We start from the raw sequence: 19645 nt of genomic DNA, 5'->3' as shown, positions 1-19645 counted from the left end.
TCGGTGAAACGTCCTCGTGAAACTTTATATGAGTTGAGTCGTATATAGAGAAGACAAAAACAAAAGGGGATCTTTCTATGGGAAATATCATTCTATTTGCACTTATGGTAGGTTTGGCCTCTGCCCTGATTCTTACGCCTTTTACAAGAGGAGAAGATAAGGGCTGGAAAATGAGGTCATCCTTTTTGATTGCTGTGATTGTGATCGTTACAATCGGTACTTTTGCATTCTATTATGTATTTAATCTGGATCGGAATCTTTCTTCTTTGTGGCCGTTTGCAGTTCTGATCACGTTTGGCGGAACGTTTTTTGCGATAGGGAAGGAAAGAATGGTGAAAGGAATCTTATTCCTGGCCACCCTGCTTATTGGCGGGTACTTTATGATTGCTTTTCTTTTTAACGCAGGGGAAAAATATGAATCGGCGAAAATGGCGGAAAAGACGGAGATTTCGACTTTTGATGAAAAAGAAACACCGGCGAGCGTCCCTCCGCAGTTCGCTCGTAATAAAATGAAAAAGGCATTCGGCCAGGTTCCGAATACGAGTTACTATGAGCTTGGGAATCTGCAGATCCAAAAGGTCAATGGCGAGTATGTCTATATAGCGCCCGTAGAGTTTTCAGGCTTTTTCAAATGGTGGAATGGCGACTCGACACCAGGTTATTTTACAGTGAGTGCCACTGATTCAACAGCGAACCCGAAATTCATGAAGTCAAAGATGATTTACACGCCATCTTCTTACTTCAACAAAAATCTCGAACGTCATATCCGCATGCAGTATCCTGAGTCCATTTTTTACGGAGACACGCAGCTGGAGATTGATGATGAAGGAAAACCTTATTATATCAGGACTTTCGGCGAGTTCATCTCAGCCAGGAATGGTTTTGATGTGAAAGGCGTTGTCGTCGTGGACCCTGCTTCAGGGAAGACGGAATCCTATGCGCTGGCTGATGTTCCTGAATTCATTGATGGTGCCGTTTCTCCTGAGGCGGTCAGTCTGCAAAACAGCTATTACGGGAATTATGTCCATGGCTATTGGAACAGCGTGTTCGGAAAGACGGATGTGAGGCTGCCTTCAGATGAAGGAACAGAGGCCCAGGTCAGCCCGATCTTCGATGAAAATGGTGATATGTATTACTTCACCGATTTTACCAGTCCGAAAGAAGGGGTCGACTCGATGCTCGGATATGCGCTGACCAACTCGCGCACGGGGAAGGCGACCTTCTATACCGGCAATCTCGAAGAATCCTATATGGATTCCGAAGGTGCGCTCCAGATTATTGAAAAGAAATTCATCGAGAAAAAATGGCACGGGGAAATGCCGATCATCTATAATTTCTATGGCGAGGCAAGCTGGTTGTCAGGTGTACTCGATTCAAACGGCTTCCTGCAAAACTACTTTATCGTGTCAGCAGCGAACCCGGAGATTTCCGTATACGGAAACACTCCGAATGATGCATTGAAAAAGTATAAGACCGCTCTCCAGCGTGGCGGAGGAACGGTCGATGGAAGTTCCAAGGCGGAGGAAAAGCAAACGAGCGGAACCGTACTGCGCGTCTACAAAGAAAAAACAGGCGACTACACGGTTGTTTCGATCCTGCTGGATAATCGACAGAACTACATCATTTCATCAGAAACGAACCCGCTGGCGATTTATGTAAAAGAAGGCGACAAGGTCAATGTCAGATACATGGATACCGGAGAAACCTTCCTGCCAGTGAAAGAGATAGTGATCCAAGGATTAGAATAAAAAGAAATCGCCTGCCATCCGGTGTGAATGTTAGACCGGAGGCAGGCGATTTTATTTGCTTATGGATAAATAAAAGAAAGGCAAAGTGTCTTGAGGACATTTGTGTGTGGGATATTTAGGAGATAGTATAGGTGGATAAATTACTGTTGTTTCTCATTCAGAATCTCCAAAACATCCTGGTGCTGCTTCTGTACATTGGAAACATGCTTAATTTCACTGGATAGTTCTGATTTCGTATCATCCAGCTTCTTCATCAGTGTTCCATAATAATAAGCCATTTCTTTCCGCATTTCACTCTGTTCCGAAAGAATAGTCAGCTGTCCATCTTTTAGAGTAGTCTGTTCTGAGTTCAAGGATTTCTGACCATTCTCTAAGCTAACTAAACGATCTTCCATAGAATCAAACCGTTTATCAACAGCATCAAAGCGAGCATCAACAGAGTCAAAGCGCAGGTCTATGGAGTCCAACCGATCTAAAATCTTATTCAATATGACTTCCATCTCATTCACCTCCTTCTTTATGGATTTATTATACCCGGACCAGTAAAGATAGTCACTATAAAAGTATGTTCTCGGCAGTCTTCTTGATGTGCATTTATTTCTTCGTGACAGTGCATCTATCAGGCTAAAAAAGGTGTTTTTACAAAAAATGTAGAAATTAATATGGATATTAAAATGGGAGGCACCAATACATATGTCCGTAAATAAAACTAGGGAAATAAAACTTCGAGAGATGAAGGTTCCAGAAGATTATAAGCAGCTTGCAAATCTTCTTAATATGATTGATCCGGACTCCACTACTGCTCAATCTATTGAAGAAGAAGATCGGCAAATGCCGGCGACATCCAATTTTAAAATGAACGAAGATGGTCTGTTGGTTGGTTTTGGGAGAACCAGGGTAGTTGCTGAGGATGAAAAGGGGCAGATCGTTGGTTATGGTGCTTCGTTCCGTGCTCCCTGGGTTGATCCTGGTAATCTAGGAAGCGTCTTCTGTGTTCATCCTGATTTTCGCGGGAAGGGGCTAGGCGAAAGGATTCTTGCGCATCTTGAAAATTGGGCGAATGGGCATCAAGCATCTGTATTATCCTCTATCGTAATGGATTGGATTGATGATTCGCTGTCATTTGTCCAAAAACGCGGCTTTGTGGTGGACGCACATATCTTTGATTTGGAATTGGACCTCAATCAATTTAACTATGCCAAGTATGAAGATACAGTTGAACAAGTAACCAAGTCAGGCATACAGTTTACCACTTTAGCCGAATTGCACGGTGAGGATTCAGAATCCAAATTGTATGAATTATGCGTAGAAACTTCCAAAGATAACCCTGGCCAATACTCCAGCCTTCCTCCATTTGAGCAATGGAGGAAAGAGTTCCTGCCAGAAGCAACTTCGCGCGAGGAATGGGTTTTCCTTGCAGTTGAGGGGGAGCGGATTATTGGTGTTTCTCAATTATTCAGTACGGAAGATAATGGGGTACTTTATACAAACTATACAGGCGTCCAGAAAGAATATCGTGGTCGGGGAATTGCAAAGGCATTGAAATTGCGATCCATTGAGGCAGCCATGAAAGCAGGTGCCCATACGCTGACAACCGATTCGGAGGAAAAGAACGCACCAATGCAGCATATCAATAGAAGTCTTGGATATATCCCTGGAAAAGGGCACTTTCGGATTTTGAAACAATTACGGAAGTGAACAATGGACGGGAAGAGAACATCGTAAAAAAGCACAGGGAGAGCCTGTGCTTTTTTTGATTGAATTTAGAAGCGGAGGGTGTGTCCGTATGCCAGTTAAAGCCGAAAGATTTCTTATGAAGGTAACTCTACCACTATAACGGTACGGTCGGTACAAGCCGAACCGTATCCTTATGAAGTCCAAGTCAGCCACATAAGGGTACAATACAAGCCGAATCGTATCCTTATGAAGTCCAAGTCAGCCACATAAGGGTACAATACAAGCCGAACCGTATCCTTACGAAGTCCAAGTCAGCCACATAAGGGTACAATACAAGCCGAACCGTATCCTTATGAAGTCCAAGTCAGCCACATAAGGGTACAATACAAGCCGAATCGTATCCTTATGAAGTCCAAGTCAGCCACATAAGGATACGGTACAAGCCGAATCGTATCCTTATGAAATCCAAGTCAGCCACATAAGGGTACAATACAAGCGAATTGTATCCTTATGAAGTCCAATCCACCAACAAAAGGATAAGATACCAGCCGTAAGGATCCCCAACTTACGCAATATTCCCTTTTTTCAAAGATTGCTAGCATAATAGGGAATTAAAGGTAAAATAGAGTTAAAGAGATAGAGCGTGTTAAAAGGGGGGAACGATTATGGTCCCAGCGATGGACTCCATTACGATCGTAACTTTACGGGAAAAAGGGATCGATTCTGTCGTGGATTGGTTCGAGCAGCGTCAGCAATCCTTTTATGCGTTAGGCTGGTTTTACCTTCGTAATCAACAGCAAATGGAGGAGTTATTTTACCGGTCGATCGTTAAGGTGCATAAGGAATTGCCTCGATATAAACAGGATTCTTCATTCGAATTGTGGGTTGCTTCGATTTTCATTGATATTTGCCAGGAGCTTTCGGCTGATGATGTCATGCTGGCATCATCAGCCGATAGTCCATCACATCAGGATTTATTTCATGCACTTGATCCGCTTCCAAAAGAGGAAAAAGAAGCAATGATCCTGACGTATGGCACAGGGTATTCGCGGGCGGAAGCTGCGCATATTTTACAAGTTTCAGCGGATAAAATGAAAGAGCTGTTGTTCTCGGGAACTCAATCGGTCAGAAGACAATTGTACGGAACCACCACCTTCAACGGATGTAAGGAATATCAGCAGAACTACATTGATTATCTGGGAAAAACGATGGAGCGACCGGAGAAGATAGAGTTTGAGATTCATCTTTATGGGTGCGCAGAATGCCAGGAGGATTTGGCTGCCTTTCAGGATGTTACCTTGATGTTGCATCATGCTGAGTGGATGAGTGACTTGCCTGTGCCAGACAATTTCATCGCTAAAATCAAAGAGCGGCTGGCAGAAAAGGAGAAGCAAAGGAAGCTGAGGAGCAAGAAGCGTAAGAATGTTGCACTTGTTTTTGTAAGTATATTTTCATTCGTGCTTGGGATCGGTTTCTTTACTGGTGCTTTTGCTAACGTCTATTATGCTTGGACAGAAGAAGACGAGCAATTGCGTACCTTCCTGCAGCAGGGCCTTGCCCAGAGTGTGAACTTAGAAGCAGAAAGCGATGGCGTGAAAATCAGAATTAAAGGCGTCGTTGCTGATGATTATCAGACACTTGTTTTTTACGAAATTGAAGATACAAATGAGGATAAACAATATGTCATGAACTTCGAGGATGGGCTTTCTATCGAAAACGAGAGGGAGCTCATGAAGCAGGATATCTATCCGCGATATCAATTTCCAGATCTTAAAGCTGAGATGAATAAGAAGGAAAAGAATGTTTATCACGGAAAGGTTGGACTGCGGCCTCTTGAGGAAGAAAGTGGCGTTATCAAAATGAATATTGAAAGAATTCAAGAGTTTGCTCTTGGTGAACAAGAGGTACGGATGGGATTTGGTTACAGAAGCGAAGGGTTTAAGACAGGGAAGTGGGAATTTGAGGTCCCGGTGACGAAGCAGCCGTCCATACAATATGAATTGAATGAAAAAGCAGAAATCGAAGGAATCTCGGTTCGTCTCGATAAATTGATCATGGCCCCAACAGCCACGCTTTTGGAATATGGTATTCCGATGGATGGTCAAGACAAGAGGATCGATAGGATTCAATTTGACGATTTAGAAGTGAACAATGTAAAAGTGAAAGCAGACCAGTTTGGCGGTGGGTATAACTATTTACAGCCTGAACTCAATTGGCAGATCCTCCAGATGTATTATGATCCGTTTTATGGAGAAGAACCGGAAGCCGTGATCGTTCAATTTCATTCTGCCTATTTTTCATTCGAAGTCCCTAAAAGCATCGAACTGGATCCGAATCAACAATATCCTCAGACGTTTCAATATGCAGGAAGTACCATCAGCATCGATAAAGTCGAGATTGGCCAGCCTACAACCGTTGTCATAAGCAATCATGAAGTTGAAAACCGGGAATTCGAAACTCTTCACTTTAATGTTGTAGGTGAAGATGAAAATGAACCGATTTCAATCGGGATGGAAACGGAGGGAGTGATCGTGGATAAGAATGGTGTTCAATACGATATGGAATCACCGACATTCGATTATGAAAAAATAGAACAACCACGTCATTTCGTTACCGACCACATCTTAATGTTAGATGGGAACAAAGTCATCCCTAAAAGACTCGAACTTTACGGGTATAGCTCAATGAAATATTTGGATGATCAGGTGAAGATTTCGCTGGATTGACACGTAAAAGGGGAACGGTGTTTTTATAACAAGGAGGCTAAAATATGAAGCTATTTATACAAGCAGCGATTGGTTCGATTGCCATTCATGTGATCTATTTTGTCAGCCTATTGGTCATTGGTTACATCAAAACGGTTAATTACACACCGGATATAGAGGGATCGTGGAATCGTGTTGATCCGCTGCAGAACGAAGTAGCTTTCGGCACGACGAGTTCTCCGTTTTTCTTCCTCTTTACTTTTATCGGAATGACGTTTTTTTCTGTAATGATCATCGTTTTATTTAGGAAAGTTAAAGGAGCACAAGGGTAAAATCCCTGTGCTCCTTTCCATAAGGCGCCGTCACTTCACTTCTTGCCAATATGCTTTAAGGCTTCTTTTTTGCTTAAGTTCGAAAGAGGAAGCCTGTTCGTCATTTCGAAGACTTTTTCAGGATCTTGCTTAGCGTATTCTCTCAGTGCCCAGCCAATGGCTTTATTGATGAAAAATTCCTTTGTATGGCAGGTTCTTGAGATAATATCCTCGAGCATGGGCACGTCGGTTTTTTCTTTGTAGCCTAATTGGAATAAGATGCAGGAACGGATCAGCCAGATGTTATCCGAGGCGATCCATCTGTCGATAATAGGCTGCCGTTGCTGCGGGAATTTTTCAAGATAATAACCGAAATGCTTTTTCGCGATATGGTCGACCGTGTCCCACCACGGCTTGGTCGTGATGATGTATTCAAGAAGCTGGAGATCCTCTTCGGTGAACTGTTTTTTCATTAGATCTAACAGGTACGCCCCGCTTATCTGCAATTCGCGTTCGTCCAGGTTCCAGAGGGAAGTGATGACCTCATGCAAGTCTTCCTTTGCAGGCAGGCCATAAGCCTTTACATGCTGTTTGAAAACTTCCTGCATCTGCGGAGCTCTCAAACCAATATAGTCAAATTGATTCCTCATGTATTTGGAAAGCCTGATTGCTTCCGCGCTATCCCGGTGTTTCAATGCTTCCTCATATAATGCTTCAACGTACGTATGCATAGTTACCTCACTATTAATATTGAATTAGTATCCTGCCTCTATTGTATAGTAATTGGGGAAACCGGGATATGTACGAAAAAATGTCTTGGAATCGCAACAGCTCATAAGAAGGAAATGGATGATGAAAGTCGAACTTAATCTATAAAAATTGGAGTGCGGATTGAGAGGAAGAATCATGAAGGCGATGAATAAATCATACCTGGGCTGGGGCATTTCCTTGGCTGCTTTTCTTATCATCATGGTTGTTGATCAAACGGTCTATCTTGGCGTTTGGCCCTCAACTCTGCCAGTTATACTCCTCGTTACACATGCTCTGTATTTTCGGACGGATGTAAAGGGGAAAAGGAGAATGCCGTATTGGATATTTGCAGCCCTTTTCTTGACCGTTCTATATTTCTCTCTCCCTGACTATACCTATAATCAGGCGAAGGAAATCGTCCAGGAGAAATATGAGATCATAAACGAAAAAGAACTGACCATACCTGTGATGGATTCCGGATTTCATCCGTTCGCTTACACACACTTTTATACCTTTAAGGTAAGAACAATGGATGCAGAGCAGCGGGTGATGGTCAACCCGGATACAAGTGAGATCATCGTCTTGCGATAGCTTTAAAGAGAAAAAAACCACTCAAAGTGGTTTTTTAATCGCGCATGGAGCCTGCCTCTCGGGAAGTCATGGCCCCCTGGCCTGCAGCTACATCTTTCTGAATCTGCTGTTTAACTTGTTCTGCATCTGTTCCTGAGTATCCAGGTTGCATAGCAGATCCTGAATTGCCTTTACCTTGTTGATTTTTCTCCATAAAAATCCTCCTTCGTTTCCGGTTTTATTATTTACAAAGCTCTGTTTATCATTCATGCAGATATCATTAGCGGAGAATTTCCGGTTATTGTATAGAAAGGCCACTTAGAAAGCTGAAATAAGCGGAGCTTTTCCGGTTAACTACTAAAAATTAATCAAAATTTAACGATTTTGATGAAATAAGCGGAAAAATGACCCTTATTTTCAAAGAAATAAGGGGTTTTCTCAATTTAAGCGGAAATTCTCCGTTTATTTTTTATCAAAGGCTGTGAATTCTAATATTTTAGAAAAAATAACAAATTTATCTATTATTTGTAAACAACTTCTATATAATGTATTTAGATATGAGTCATATTTGTAAAAGTTGGAGGAGAGACAGGATGTCTAATGAGCATGAGGTGTCTTTGGATAAAGCGGTTGAAAGAAAGCCAAAGGTAAAAGCGGAGAGGAAAGAAGGAGAACCTACCTCGGCATTCAAGGGGGCTTCCTGGGGAGCTCTGTTAATTGGTGTTTCAGCTTATTTGATTGGTTTATTCAATGCCACGATGGAACTGAACGAAAAAGGGTATTATTTTGCCGTATTGGTGTTCGGTCTTTATGCAGCGGTATCTCTGCAAAAGGCAGTGAGAGATAAGGAAGAGGACATACCCGTTACGAATATTTATTACGGGATCAGCTGGTTTGCGTTGATTGTCTCTATTTCTTTAATGGCAATTGGTTTGTACAATGCCGGTAGCATTATTTTGAGCGAGAAGGGCTTCTATGCAATGTCCTTTGTCCTTAGTATTTTTGCTGCCATTACAGTCCAGAAGAATATCAGGGATACACAGCGAGCGAAAGAAAGGGATTGATCATCCCATCTTTGGATAAAACAGGGGCGGTTCCATCATTAGGAACCGTCCCTGCTTCGTTATGCCTTATTCTGCAATGTCTCTTCAATTACCTCCATGATATCGTAGGCACCGCTTGATTTATTGGAGCACACCACTGCAATGGTTTTGGAAGCTGGATAGTAAGCGGAATGGAAGCTGACTCCCGGGTCATAGCCCATGACATGGTATTTGTAAATGTCATCGTTCTGCTTCTTAATCCAGACTCCGTATCCATAGAAGCCTGTTTCATTTACTTGTGCATGAGGAGTCAGTAGTTTGTTCACGGTCTCTTCATTTAGCAAAAGTCCGCCCAAAAGTGCCTTCCACATTTTGTTCATGTCATCTGCGGTCACGTACGCTCCTCCGTCTGAACCGCCTTTCACCGGAAGTGAATAGATATTGGTTTTCCAGCTCCCATCCGGCAAGTCGATATACCCTAAAGCAGTATTTGAAGGCAGAGCGTCAAAGGAGAAGTAACCAGACTCCGTCATTCCTGCTCTTTTAAAAATATGTTCCTCCACATAGGCAGTGAATTCCATCCCGGAGGCCTGTTCCACCATCAGGCCCAGCAAAATATAGCCAGCATTATTGTAGTGAAAGGATTCCCCCGGAGTGGACTTCATCTGCTCATTCTGGAACATGGGCAGGAAATCCTTGAGGCTCCTGATATGATACATCGGCCTCGAAATCCACAGCTCCTCGAAATCGTCCATGACATCCTCGTCAAAATAATCAGGGGCACCAGATGTATGAGTCAGTAAATGATGGATCGTGATATCATCACTGAAATTAGGAAACTCGATATGAAGGCAATCTTTCAGTCTAGTATCGAAAGTAAGTTTTCCTTGCTCCACCAGCTGGCAAATCGCAATCGCTGTGAAAAGCTTGCAGCCCGAAGCGATTCCGTAACGAGTTCCCAGGTTGTTTTTTACATGATCAGCTCGATTAGCATAGCCAAAGCTAGCAGTTGCAGCTTCTCCGTTCCCATGCTGGACCAAGGCTGTTCCTGAAAAATCAACCTTGGACTGGGCCGCCTGAATGGCTTTTTCTAAGGTATTCATGTTATTCCTCCTAACTCTATCTACTAAAAGGGTAACACTCAACTGGCATGAACTGTAGTAAAATATGACAATAGATGGAATACTTGGATATTATGAATAGTCATTCGAGCTCCTCGGCACTGCAAAAACGGTGCAGGGATTGTCGGGTGAAGGGATTCAGTTCCTGTTATTGTTGAATAGGAAGGAGGTCGTGACATGGATATGCTGGAGAGTATGAATGAGGCCATGAGATATATTGAGGAGAATCTGGCGGAAGAGATCGATTTTAAGGAAGTGGCCAGGCGGGCGTATTGTTCGGAATATCATTTTAAAAGGATGTTCTCTTTCCTCGCGGGTGTTTCGCTTACTGAATACATTAGGCGGAGGCGGCTTACGCTGGCGGCATTCGAGCTGGAGGATCGCGATGTCAAGGTAATCGATGTGGCGATGAAGTATGGGTATCGTTCTCCAGATTCTTTTACAAGGGCGTTCCACAGCTTACATGGAATCACTCCATCGGAAGCAAGGATGCCAGGTCATTCTTTAAAAGCTTATCCGTCTATGACCTTCCAATTAACAATAAAGGGAGGTTCTGAAATGAATTACAGAATCGTCGAGAAAGATGCATTTCGCATTGTTGGAATCATGAAAAGAGTGCCGCTGGTCTACCACGGAGTGAATCCGGAAATCAATGCGATGTGGCAAAGCTTGAATATGGAAAAAATTCAGGAGATGAAGGAGCTGTCGGATACGGAACCGCTGGGACTGGTCAGCGCATCGGTGAATTTTTCCGAAGGCCGAATGGAGGGCAAAGGGGAACTTGACCACTATATTGGTTCCGCTACGACGAAAGAGTGCCCGCCACACTTTGCTTCCTTGGAAGTGGCACCATCGACTTGGGCAGTTTTCGAAGCAATCGGCCCGTTCCCAGAAACCCTTCAAAATGTGTGGGGCAGGATCTATTCCGAGTGGTTTCCATCTGCGGGCTACGAACAGGCAGAAGGCCCCGAACTCCTCTGGAATGAACAGAAAGATATATCTTCGCAAACATTCCGGAGTGAAATCTGGATTCCGGTGAAAAGGAAGTAATGTACTGGAATGTGATCACTATCCTGTTTGCACATTCCATATTGACACAGTGCCTGTACATGAATTATATTGTACTTACATTAATTGAATAGTTCTCCTAAAGGGGAGTAGCTTTTACAGCAGAGTCGTCATTTCGGAAGTTTCGCGCTTCCCGGCTTTGTTGGCAACGCCTGGCGTTGTTAGCAAGACCTTTGCCTATTTGGTAAAGGTCTTTTTGTTGTCTTAAGACCTTTACCATGTCTGGTAAGGGTCTTTTTCTATTCATCAGACCGCAGACAAACATGAACTTTCAATCTATGAAACTACTGAAAAGGAGAGGGATCAGTTGAAAAAGAAAAAAGTGACTTTTGAGGAATTGCTGAAGGCAAACAGGCTAGAGCTTTTGGAGGATCAGAAGCAGCTGGAAAAAATCGAGGAAAGGATTGAAGACAGGCGTTTGGCACAAAAAAGCGGGAATGCATCTTAATTTAAAAGGGGGAAAAGCGATTGGAACTGTCGATTTTATTTGAATACGGTTGGGTATTAGTGTTATTGATTGCTCTTGAAGGATTGCTGGCCGCGGATAATGCTTTGGTATTGGCGATCATGGTCAAACATCTTCCGGAAGAGCAGCGAAAGAAGGCGCTCTTCTATGGCCTGGCAGGGGCTTTTGTTTTCCGATTTGGGTCTCTATTCATCATTTCTTTTCTCGTCGATGTCTGGCAGGTACAGGCGATCGGGGCTCTCTACCTGTTGTTCATTGCCATTAACCACATAGTCAGGAAGCTTTATTTTAAGAAATTGGAAGATGAAAACAAAGCAGATGAGAAAAAGAAGTCTGGCTTTTGGGCAACTGTTTTCAAGGTAGAGCTGGCAGATATCGCGTTCGCGGTTGATTCAATCCTGGCGGCTGTAGCTCTAGCGATGACGCTGCCGAACACAAACCTGCCGGCGATTGGCGGGATGGATGGCGGCAAGTTCCTCGTCATTTTCGCTGGAGGTCTAATCGGATTGATCATCATGCGTTTCGCAGCCAATCTGTTTGTCAAATTGCTTCAGTCAAGACCGGGCCTTGAAATTGCTGCGTTCGCAATCGTTGGCTGGGTAGGTGTCAAACTGGCTGTGTTGACACTAGGGCATAAAGATATCGGAGTCATTTCCTATGAGTTCGCCCATTCTTTGGAATGGAAGCTATTTTTCTACACGGTACTCGTCGGCATCGCAGCAACAGGCTGGTTCATGTCGAAGGAAAAGACAGTCAACCAAGCTGCTTAAATATGTCAAAAGGATATAATCGAACATTGCAAAGAATAGTAGTATCCATTGGAAAATGAATTTGCGGTTAAAGGACCGGCAGGGAGAAAAGCTCCGAATGTCCTGACATGTAAATGATGTGATACAATTATGAGAAATATGTATTTGGAGGTTGATCCCTTTTGGGAACAGAGATAGTGGTATTATTGATCCTGATTGTCTTGAACGCTTTTTTTGCGGCATCAGAGATCGCGCTGATTTCTTTGAATGACAATAAAGTAAAATTGATGGCTGAAGGCGGTGACCGCAAAGCGCAAATGCTGTACAATCTGATGTCTGAACCAAGCCGTTTCCTGGCGACAATCCAGATTGGCATCACGCTGGCAGGATTCCTGGCGAGTGCGTTTGCAGCTGAAAGCTTTGCCGGACGGATGGCAGCATTTTTAAGCGAAATGGGTGTGCCGCTTTCACAAAGCATGCTGGAATTAATATCTGTCATTACAATCACATTAGTGCTGTCTTATTTTACTCTCGTACTTGGAGAATTGGTCCCGAAGCGGCTAGCGTTGCAGAAAGCTGAACCAATTGCTATGTTCGCTGCTGCTCCTTTGACAGTCTTATCCAAGGTTTCGTCTCCATTCGTTAAGTTATTGACGTTATCCACTAACGGAATCGTCAGACTGTTTGGAGTCGATCCAAATGCGGATGAAGAGAATGTAACTGAGGAAGAAATCCGCATGATGGTCGATGTGGGCATGGAAAAAGGAACCATTCAGGATACAGAGAAAGAGATGATCAACAATATCTTTGAATTTGATAATAAGACAATCTCTGACATCATGACACACAGGACCAATATTGTCGCTCTTTCTGTTAATACTAGCCTGAAAGATACGGTTTCCATAGTGAACAGGGAAAAGTACACAAGAATGCCTGTGTATGAAGGAAGCATCGACCATATCGTTGGCATTCTCCATACAAAGGATTTGATTCCGTTCATTGAATGTGAGGATCAGGAACAGTTTAATCTGAGAAGCATGCTTCGCGAACCAAACTTTGTACTGGAATCCATGCGCCTCGATCAGTTCTTTAAAGTGATGCAGAAGAGCAATATCCATATGGCGGTTGCGATTGATGAATATGGCGGAACGGATGGAATAGTGACGATCGAGGACCTGCTTGAGGAAATCGTCGGCAATATTTTCGATGAATATGATGAACCGGAACTTGACGCCGCTGAAATTGTTCAGGTGGATGCTAACCAGTATGTGATGGCAGGAACGCTTAATTTATATGAAGTAGAGGATGCTCTAAAAATAGCACTCCCAAGCGAAGAATATGATACACTAAGCGGATTTGTCCTTGGTCAGCTTGGATATATTCCTGCTGCGGGTGAACACCCAGAGATTGAATATCAGGATATCGTGTTTACCGTTGCCGAAATGGACGACAGAAGAATTGCTACTGTTAACGTTAGAATAAAAGATTCAGAAGAAGCATCTGAATAGTAATGAAAAATGAAGCATAGGGCGCCTATGCTTCATTTTTATTCAAGAAGCGCAGGAGTGTGCATTCTGCGCTTCCACTTATTCATAAATATAACTAATGACATCCAATGCCTGGTCGATATTTTCTACCGTTACATTCGCTTTATTGGATAACTCTTTCAAAGGATGAATCAAGGATTCTGGTCTGACGATAATCGTTGGTTTGTTCATCGTGATCGCAGCGCTTGCATCCATCGCAGTGTTCCACTGTTTATACTTTTCCCCGAAAAGAGCGATGACGATATCGGATTTTTGCATTAAAACCTGTGTCCTGAAGTTGTTGATATCAGATGCCGCATCATCCTTATACACATTGCCTGGCTGTTCTCCGAGGATATCCTCGCCAATATTATCAGAGCGATCATGGTTCGTCTGCGGACCAACGAAGACAAGAGGCAAATTCTTATCCTTCGCCTTTTGTGCCACCTGATCCCGCCAATCATCGTGAATCTGCCCAGCTAAATAAACCGTTAATTCCATCGTAACACCCTCCAATTATATATATTCTCATTCAATCATAGTAAACTTTACTGATAATTCAAAGGAATTAGGATCTCTATTTTTCCATCTGGCTGATTGTTTGAATAAGTGTTTCTAAATCTAGATAAACCTGTGTTTTTTTTTTATAAGAAATCCAAAAAAAGGATTTTTCAGCTTTCTCCTTGAATACATTTCTATCGAGTGGCAAGTGTTTACTTTGCAACCGATTGGAAAAAACGAGAAGTACCTTGTATGTTATGGATTTATTCATCCAGCAGAGGATGATTGGCTGCTGAAGGGAGTGGGAGGAAAATGAAAAAAAAGCTGCAAGGCTTTGTGATTATTGGCGCTCTATTCAGTTTGCTAGGAGTGATTCTGACGTTTTCAAGCGTGTCTTTGGGTTCGTCAATGGCTGACTCCTGGCTGGCTAGCCGCGGAGGAGCGGACACAGCGTATTATCATCTCATGGTCAAAAGTTATATCAATTCCTTTTTGGTTGCTGGGGGAATCATGCTTGTATTTGGGCTGATGCTGACTAGTTTGGCAGCTTTCAAGCTTATGAACATAATGGAAGGCTGAGGCCGGGTTTTGCCCTGTGCTTCTTTTTTTTGCAAGCATTTCGTGAGCTTACCATAATGAATGAAAAAGAGCATGTGGTCACATTACACTATGCCCCTTTAAATATTTTGGATATTTTCACGGATTTTCAGACTGTTTACTGGCCCTCTATTTATTCCTCCCTCTGTCTCATAATCACTTTACATATAACTCTCTGAATTCATCTTCTAGAATACTCATTTTTATGCAGTCATGGTATTTATGATTGTAGTAGAGATAGTCACGCTGTATCCCTTCTTGTTTGAACCCGAGTTTTTCGTACACATGGATTGCGCGGGGGTTATAAGAGAACACCTCTAACTCAATTCGGTGCATGTTCAAAATGCCAAATCCGTAATCGAGCATAAGCGGCATGGCTTCGGTTCCATAGCCTTTTCCCTGATACTTGCTTTCAACAGCAATCCGAATGTTGCAATTCCGGTTGATTGGATCGATATCCTGCAAGGCAATGTCCCCAATGACCTCATCACTGTCTTTCAGGCAGATGAACAGAAGGACAGTGGAGGAATCCTGGGATTCTCCGTCGATGTAGCGGTGAATTCCTTCTTTGGTAAATGCTCGGGTCGTCCCCGTGAGCCTCCTGACTTCAGGGTCAAATAATTGCTGGAAATACGTTTCCGTATCCTCCAGGCTGAGCGGCCTTAAATACACTCTATCACCGATCAGTAGCCTGACGGGCTTTGAATCATTTTTCATAGGGAAAACCTCCGATTATTTTAATTGGTACATCAGATGTAGTTGTAATTTCTACAGCGAGCCTGCCATTTCCTTTTTTATCGGTCATGCGCTCTTCTGTTAATTAACTTGATAGAATTTGAATGGACATCAAAGAGGGTATGTGTATTGCTGGTGTCTATATAAGTAAAAGTTATGGATAATCATTAAAAACATTAAATTTCCTTATTGAATAAGCAAGAATATAATGGATGAAGGAGGTGTTAAAATATGGATTATATCATCCTGTTCTTCATTGGAATTTTAGCAACGACGATTGGAACTCTGGCGGGTGGCGGGGGCTTGATCAGCTTACCTTCCATGCTCGTTTTGGGTATACCAGTCCATTCGGCAATTGCCGCAAATAAGGTTTCGAATACGGTCAGCTCGTTCTCGAGCTTTTACCATCTTTATAGGGAAAAGAAAATCACTTTTAAGGAATCGTTCTGGATCATACCTGTCAGTCTGATTGGCGGAGTCAGTGGGGGCTTCATTGCTTCAAAAATCTCCAGTGATGATATGTATTTCGTGGCGATTGGCCTGCTGGTTTTTGCTTTCATCGCCTCATTTCTGGGGAAAGGGAGCATGTCAGGCGATCAGCCATTAAAGCCTTCAGCTAAAAGTATTCCGGGGTTATACGCAATCGGGATTTATGATGGCCTATTTGGGCCGGGGCAAGGAACACTGATGCTGTATCTGTTTGATCATTTGAACATCGCCTACATCCGTGCGGTCGGATATGTCCGTCTTGCAACATTTTCGAGCTGCTTAGGGGCGGCGATTACCTATATCTCGGCTGGGGACGTGATTTGGCCAGTGGCCCTCGCTTTGATGCTCGGTTCAGTGACAGGAGCACAGATAGGGGTGAGGATCGCCAGCAAGCTGAACCCGCGTTATGTTAAACCGATTTTGAGGGTAATGACGGTGGCTTTGGTTGTACAGATCTTTTTCGAAAAAGTGTTGTAGAGAGCTCCAAGGAAATGGCTGATACCCCACATGCCATTCCAGTATTTTACTACTATGTTAGAATGGGAATATGGTATTTTGAACCATTTTTAAAAGGGGGAGAGTCATGTCTTCGGAGGTATTATCGATTACCGGCCTGACAAAATCGTATGACAGCAAAGAGGTGCTGAAAGGGATCGATTTAAAGGTTAATAGAGGAGAAATCATTGGATATATAGGACCGAATGGCGCAGGAAAAAGTACGACGGTAAAACTGATGCTCGGTCTTGAAGAAGGATATTCCGGCAAGATTGAGATTTTTGGGAAGGATATCGCAGGACAGGGCGGCGGCTATAAACAGCGAATCGGTTACATTCCCGAAACGTCGGAAATGTATGACTCACTAACGGCCCAGGAGTATTTGACGTTCGTCGCCGAGCTGTATGGCATGGAATATGACGATGCCGACCGGAAAGCGGAGCAGTTGTTTGATGTGTTTGGCCTGAGTGATGTCTACCATTCACGGATCTCATCTTTTTCCAAAGGGATGAGGCAGAAGACGCTGATTGTATCTAGTTTCTTACATAACCCTGATTTGCTGTTCCTGGATGAACCGTTGACTGGCCTGGATGCAAATAGTGTGATGGTGTTCAAAGAAATCCTTGCCCGGTTCGCAGCTGAAGGGAAGACGATTTTTTATTCGTCCCATATCATGGATGTCGTTGAGAAAATCAGCAACCGGATTGTCCTGCTGCACGGCGGCCATATTGTGGCGAATGGAAGTTTCGAAGAATTGAAGTCTCAGAGCAAGGCGGGTTCGCTGGAGAATATTTTCAACCAGATGACCGGTTTTCATGAGCATGAGGACCGTGCCGCTGAATTTGTATCCATTGTCAGGGAGGGGTGACGATGGAGAACTTTTTCATATTAAAGCTGCTTGATTTGTTCAAACCTCTCTTTTTAAAAATGGGTGTAGAGTACAAGACGATGCGGCGGATTCTTCAGGTCAAGCTGACGATGGACCAGCGCCGCAAGCCGACCGTGTTCAATCAATCCCGGAAGAAGAAGGATAGGCCGGAGACGAATGAGTTTTTCAAGTCTTTGTGGATCTATGGCTTGTTTGGATTGATGCTGATCCCGTTTTTATTTTTAAATGATAACTATCTGTTCCAGGTATCCATCCTGTTCAGTATTTTCATGTTCATCATCATGACGACACTGATTTCCGACTTTTCATCGGTATTGCTCGACTTGCGGGATAAAAGTGTCCTCGATACGAAACCAGTCAAGTCAAAGACAGTGAGCATGGCAAAATTGCTGCATGTGACGATTTATATGCTGTACATCACCCTTGCCACAACAATGATCCCATTGGTAGTCAGCGCAATCTTTAAAGGGATTTTATTCACGGGCTTGCTGCTAGTTTCATTTGCGCTGGCTGATGTCTTCATCATTGCGTTCACGGCGCTGCTGTATTTATTCATTTTGCGATATTTTGACGGCGAGAAGCTGAAGGATATCATCAACTATGTCCAGATTGCCCTATCCGTTGGGGTCATGATTGGCTACCAGGTCGTGGCGCGTTCTTTTGAATTGGTGAATCTTGACTATCATCTGGATTTTGCCTGGTGGCAGCTGCTGCTTCCGCCCATGTGGTTTGCCGGCCTATTCGATGTCCTGCTTGGGGGCGACAGGAATTCCGGTAATCTGATTTTGACCCTTTTTGCGTTGTTAGGACCTATTGTGTCCATCCTTTTGTATGTGAAAATGATTCCGGATTTCGAACGCAACTTGCAGAAGCTGACCGCTCAGACAGGCAAGAAAAAAGCAAGCAGCAAATGGAAGGTCTTTCGTTCCTTGCCTTTCTTTATCTCCAAAGAGGAGCTGCCATTTTTCCGGTTCACGAGAATCATGATGAAAAACGAGCGCGATTTCAAGTTGAAGGTGTATCCTTCCCTCGGATTTGCCGTCGTGATTCCATTTGTGTTCATGTTCAACGGCTATGGAATGATGACTTTTGAGGAATTCAGGGCGAGCAGCTATTATTTGACCATCTACTCAGTCATGCTGGTCATCCCGGCATCAGTCATTATGCTAGCGCATTCCGGTTCCTATAAAGGGGGATGGATTTACCAAGTCTCACCGCTGAAAAATCCTTTCATTCTTAATAAAGCGGCATTGAAGGCATTCCTGTTCCAGCTATTTTTGCCATTGTTCCTGCTTGTATCGATCATGTTCAGCTTTCTGTTCGGGCTGAGAGTCCTTGATGACCTGCTTGCCGTATTAGTGGCAGCATTGATCTATACTGTGCTCTGCTATCTGGCAGGAGAAAAGGAACTAGCCTTTTCACAGCCATTTGACGCCGTAAAGCAAAGTGGGGATATAAGATTGTTCCTGCTGATGTTAATCATCCCCGTCTTCGTTGGGCTGCACTATTTAGCTTTGAAGGTGTCCTTTGGAGTAGTGGGTTATGGTGTGCTGCTGCTTGTATTGAATTTGGTGTTGTGGAAGAGGTTGAAATGAAGGGAGAGGGCGGTACACTGTGAGTCTTCTCATAGGACCGTTTTCCATTTTACTTAGGATAAGTATGTTTCTTGTCTCGAAGGAGAACCATTATGATGTACTTTTTTAGAGTAAATGCCATCAGTATTTTGTACGCTCTAATGGTGTTTTTGCCAGTTGAACTAATGGTGAATGTATATCGCATAAACAGGTTAACAAACTGGAGAATTGATACGGTCAATCTTTTGACTGGCGTAATGATTTTAATAGAAATAACAGCTGGCTCACTTCTGCTAATTTCTTTTACAAAAAAGTGGCTGGGCAGAAGAAAGGCGAACTATTGGACCATTATCCTGTGGATACCTTATTTTGTGCTTTTCCTGTATATATTCGCTTCATTATTTCCAATCACTTATGGTGGAGATGACCCGAATCCTGTATCTGGTTTAATCATCATAGGGGGATTGCTCGCATATCCATTGTATATTTTCCTGCTCAATTTGTTCGTGATCACAGCTGATGAGTAATACCATCAAAGCATGGGGATTGAACTGCCACGTAAATGTTAGTATTTTAGTCTGACAATAACGGGCAGTTCAGGTCTTGTGCTTCTTTTTTTACAGCATTGGAC

General features: G+C 43.3%; 21 protein-coding genes. 15 read left to right on the top strand and 6 right to left on the bottom strand.

All coding sequences use genetic code 11. From position 1 onward, the window contains the following. The first annotated feature begins 77 nt into the window (after positions 1-77). On the top strand, positions 78-1748 hold the full coding sequence (locus tag AB5I83_RS13095; protein WP_448975936.1) for a hypothetical protein: 1671 nt from the start codon (positions 78-80) through the stop codon (positions 1746-1748). A 140-nt stretch (positions 1749-1888) separates the two neighbouring features. Here AB5I83_RS13095 and AB5I83_RS13090 read toward each other — a convergent pair whose 3' ends face one another. Next, positions 1889-2248 carry a hypothetical protein gene (locus AB5I83_RS13090; RefSeq protein WP_448975935.1) on the bottom strand — a complete coding sequence of 120 codons (360 nt, stop codon included), beginning with the start codon at positions 2246-2248 and terminating at the stop codon, positions 1889-1891. A gap of 193 nt (positions 2249-2441) precedes the next feature. On the opposite strand from AB5I83_RS13090, the gene AB5I83_RS13085 reads away from it, so the two are divergent. From AB5I83_RS13085 to AB5I83_RS13075, 3 genes are all read left to right on the top strand, one after another. After that, positions 2442-3446, top strand: coding sequence for an N-acetyltransferase family protein (locus tag AB5I83_RS13085; protein ID WP_448975934.1), 1005 nt, complete (start codon positions 2442-2444; stop codon positions 3444-3446). Positions 3447-4090: 644 nt separating this feature from the next. Further along, positions 4091-6151 (top strand): DUF4179 domain-containing protein, encoded by a 2061-nt coding sequence (locus AB5I83_RS13080; RefSeq protein ID WP_448975933.1) that lies wholly within the window; start codon positions 4091-4093, stop codon positions 6149-6151. Positions 6152-6195: 44 nt separating this feature from the next. Then, positions 6196-6462, top strand: a complete 267-nt coding sequence (locus AB5I83_RS13075) for a hypothetical protein (protein ID WP_448975932.1) — start codon at positions 6196-6198, stop codon at positions 6460-6462. A gap of 35 nt (positions 6463-6497) precedes the next feature. Here AB5I83_RS13075 and AB5I83_RS13070 read toward each other — a convergent pair whose 3' ends face one another. After that, complete coding sequence (locus AB5I83_RS13070) at positions 6498-7172, bottom strand: DNA alkylation repair protein (protein ID WP_448975931.1); 675 nt, start codon at positions 7170-7172, stop codon at positions 6498-6500. A 160-nt stretch (positions 7173-7332) separates the two neighbouring features. On the opposite strand from AB5I83_RS13070, the gene AB5I83_RS13065 reads away from it, so the two are divergent. Next, entirely contained in the window at positions 7333-7782 is a 450-nt protein-coding gene (locus AB5I83_RS13065) for a hypothetical protein (protein ID WP_448975930.1), read from the top strand. Positions 7783-7816: 34 nt separating this feature from the next. On the opposite strand, the gene AB5I83_RS13060 is transcribed toward AB5I83_RS13065, so the two are convergent. Beyond that, the gene (locus AB5I83_RS13060; protein ID WP_448975929.1) at positions 7817-7975 is read right to left on the bottom strand and encodes a hypothetical protein; all 159 of its coding nucleotides are present in this window, start codon (positions 7973-7975) and stop codon (positions 7817-7819) included. Between the two features lie 379 nt (positions 7976-8354). On the opposite strand from AB5I83_RS13060, the gene yiaA reads away from it, so the two are divergent. Further along, positions 8355-8825 carry an inner membrane protein YiaA gene (gene yiaA / locus AB5I83_RS13055; protein WP_448975928.1) on the top strand — a complete coding sequence of 157 codons (471 nt, stop codon included), beginning with the start codon at positions 8355-8357 and terminating at the stop codon, positions 8823-8825. Positions 8826-8884: 59 nt separating this feature from the next. Here yiaA and AB5I83_RS13050 read toward each other — a convergent pair whose 3' ends face one another. Further along, positions 8885-9907: a serine hydrolase domain-containing protein gene (locus AB5I83_RS13050; RefSeq protein WP_448975927.1), complete on the bottom strand. Its 1023-nt coding sequence runs from the start codon at positions 9905-9907 to the stop codon at positions 8885-8887. A gap of 195 nt (positions 9908-10102) precedes the next feature. Between AB5I83_RS13050 and AB5I83_RS13045 the strand changes: the two genes are divergently transcribed. From AB5I83_RS13045 to AB5I83_RS13030, 4 genes are all read left to right on the top strand, one after another. Further along, the gene (locus tag AB5I83_RS13045) at positions 10103-10975 is read left to right on the top strand and encodes an AraC family transcriptional regulator (RefSeq protein ID WP_448975926.1); all 873 of its coding nucleotides are present in this window, start codon (positions 10103-10105) and stop codon (positions 10973-10975) included. A gap of 325 nt (positions 10976-11300) precedes the next feature. Beyond that, positions 11301-11441 (top strand): FbpB family small basic protein, encoded by a 141-nt coding sequence (locus tag AB5I83_RS13040; RefSeq protein WP_167834139.1) that lies wholly within the window; start codon positions 11301-11303, stop codon positions 11439-11441. A 20-nt stretch (positions 11442-11461) separates the two neighbouring features. Continuing rightward, the gene (locus AB5I83_RS13035; RefSeq protein WP_448975925.1) at positions 11462-12229 is read left to right on the top strand and encodes a TerC family protein; all 768 of its coding nucleotides are present in this window, start codon (positions 11462-11464) and stop codon (positions 12227-12229) included. A 161-nt stretch (positions 12230-12390) separates the two neighbouring features. Further along, complete coding sequence (locus tag AB5I83_RS13030) at positions 12391-13716, top strand: hemolysin family protein (protein ID WP_448975924.1); 1326 nt, start codon at positions 12391-12393, stop codon at positions 13714-13716. Positions 13717-13794: 78 nt separating this feature from the next. Here the strand turns inward: AB5I83_RS13030 and AB5I83_RS13025 are convergent, their stop codons facing one another. Continuing rightward, on the bottom strand, positions 13795-14235 hold the full coding sequence (locus AB5I83_RS13025; RefSeq protein WP_448975923.1) for a YtoQ family protein: 441 nt from the start codon (positions 14233-14235) through the stop codon (positions 13795-13797). Positions 14236-14547: 312 nt separating this feature from the next. On the opposite strand from AB5I83_RS13025, the gene AB5I83_RS13020 reads away from it, so the two are divergent. After that, the gene (locus AB5I83_RS13020) at positions 14548-14814 is read left to right on the top strand and encodes a hypothetical protein (protein WP_448975922.1); all 267 of its coding nucleotides are present in this window, start codon (positions 14548-14550) and stop codon (positions 14812-14814) included. A 174-nt stretch (positions 14815-14988) separates the two neighbouring features. Here AB5I83_RS13020 and AB5I83_RS13015 read toward each other — a convergent pair whose 3' ends face one another. Then, positions 14989-15549: a GNAT family N-acetyltransferase gene (locus AB5I83_RS13015; RefSeq protein ID WP_448975921.1), complete on the bottom strand. Its 561-nt coding sequence runs from the start codon at positions 15547-15549 to the stop codon at positions 14989-14991. A 249-nt stretch (positions 15550-15798) separates the two neighbouring features. Between AB5I83_RS13015 and AB5I83_RS13010 the strand changes: the two genes are divergently transcribed. From AB5I83_RS13010 to AB5I83_RS12995, 4 genes are all read left to right on the top strand, one after another. Beyond that, the gene (locus tag AB5I83_RS13010) at positions 15799-16533 is read left to right on the top strand and encodes a sulfite exporter TauE/SafE family protein (RefSeq protein ID WP_448975920.1); all 735 of its coding nucleotides are present in this window, start codon (positions 15799-15801) and stop codon (positions 16531-16533) included. A 106-nt stretch (positions 16534-16639) separates the two neighbouring features. Next, complete coding sequence (locus tag AB5I83_RS13005) at positions 16640-17419, top strand: ABC transporter ATP-binding protein (protein WP_448975919.1); 780 nt, start codon at positions 16640-16642, stop codon at positions 17417-17419. 2 nt (positions 17420-17421) lie between these two features. After that, positions 17422-19035 (top strand): hypothetical protein, encoded by a 1614-nt coding sequence (locus tag AB5I83_RS13000; protein WP_448975918.1) that lies wholly within the window; start codon positions 17422-17424, stop codon positions 19033-19035. Positions 19036-19127: 92 nt separating this feature from the next. Beyond that, entirely contained in the window at positions 19128-19541 is a 414-nt protein-coding gene (locus AB5I83_RS12995; protein WP_448975917.1) for a hypothetical protein, read from the top strand. Positions 19542-19645 lie beyond the last annotated feature (104 nt).

It is taken from the genome of Mesobacillus sp. LC4, assembly GCF_053543455.1.
The sequence above is the reverse complement of the archived record's forward strand: the minus strand, read 5'-3'. Positions and strand labels throughout refer to the sequence as shown.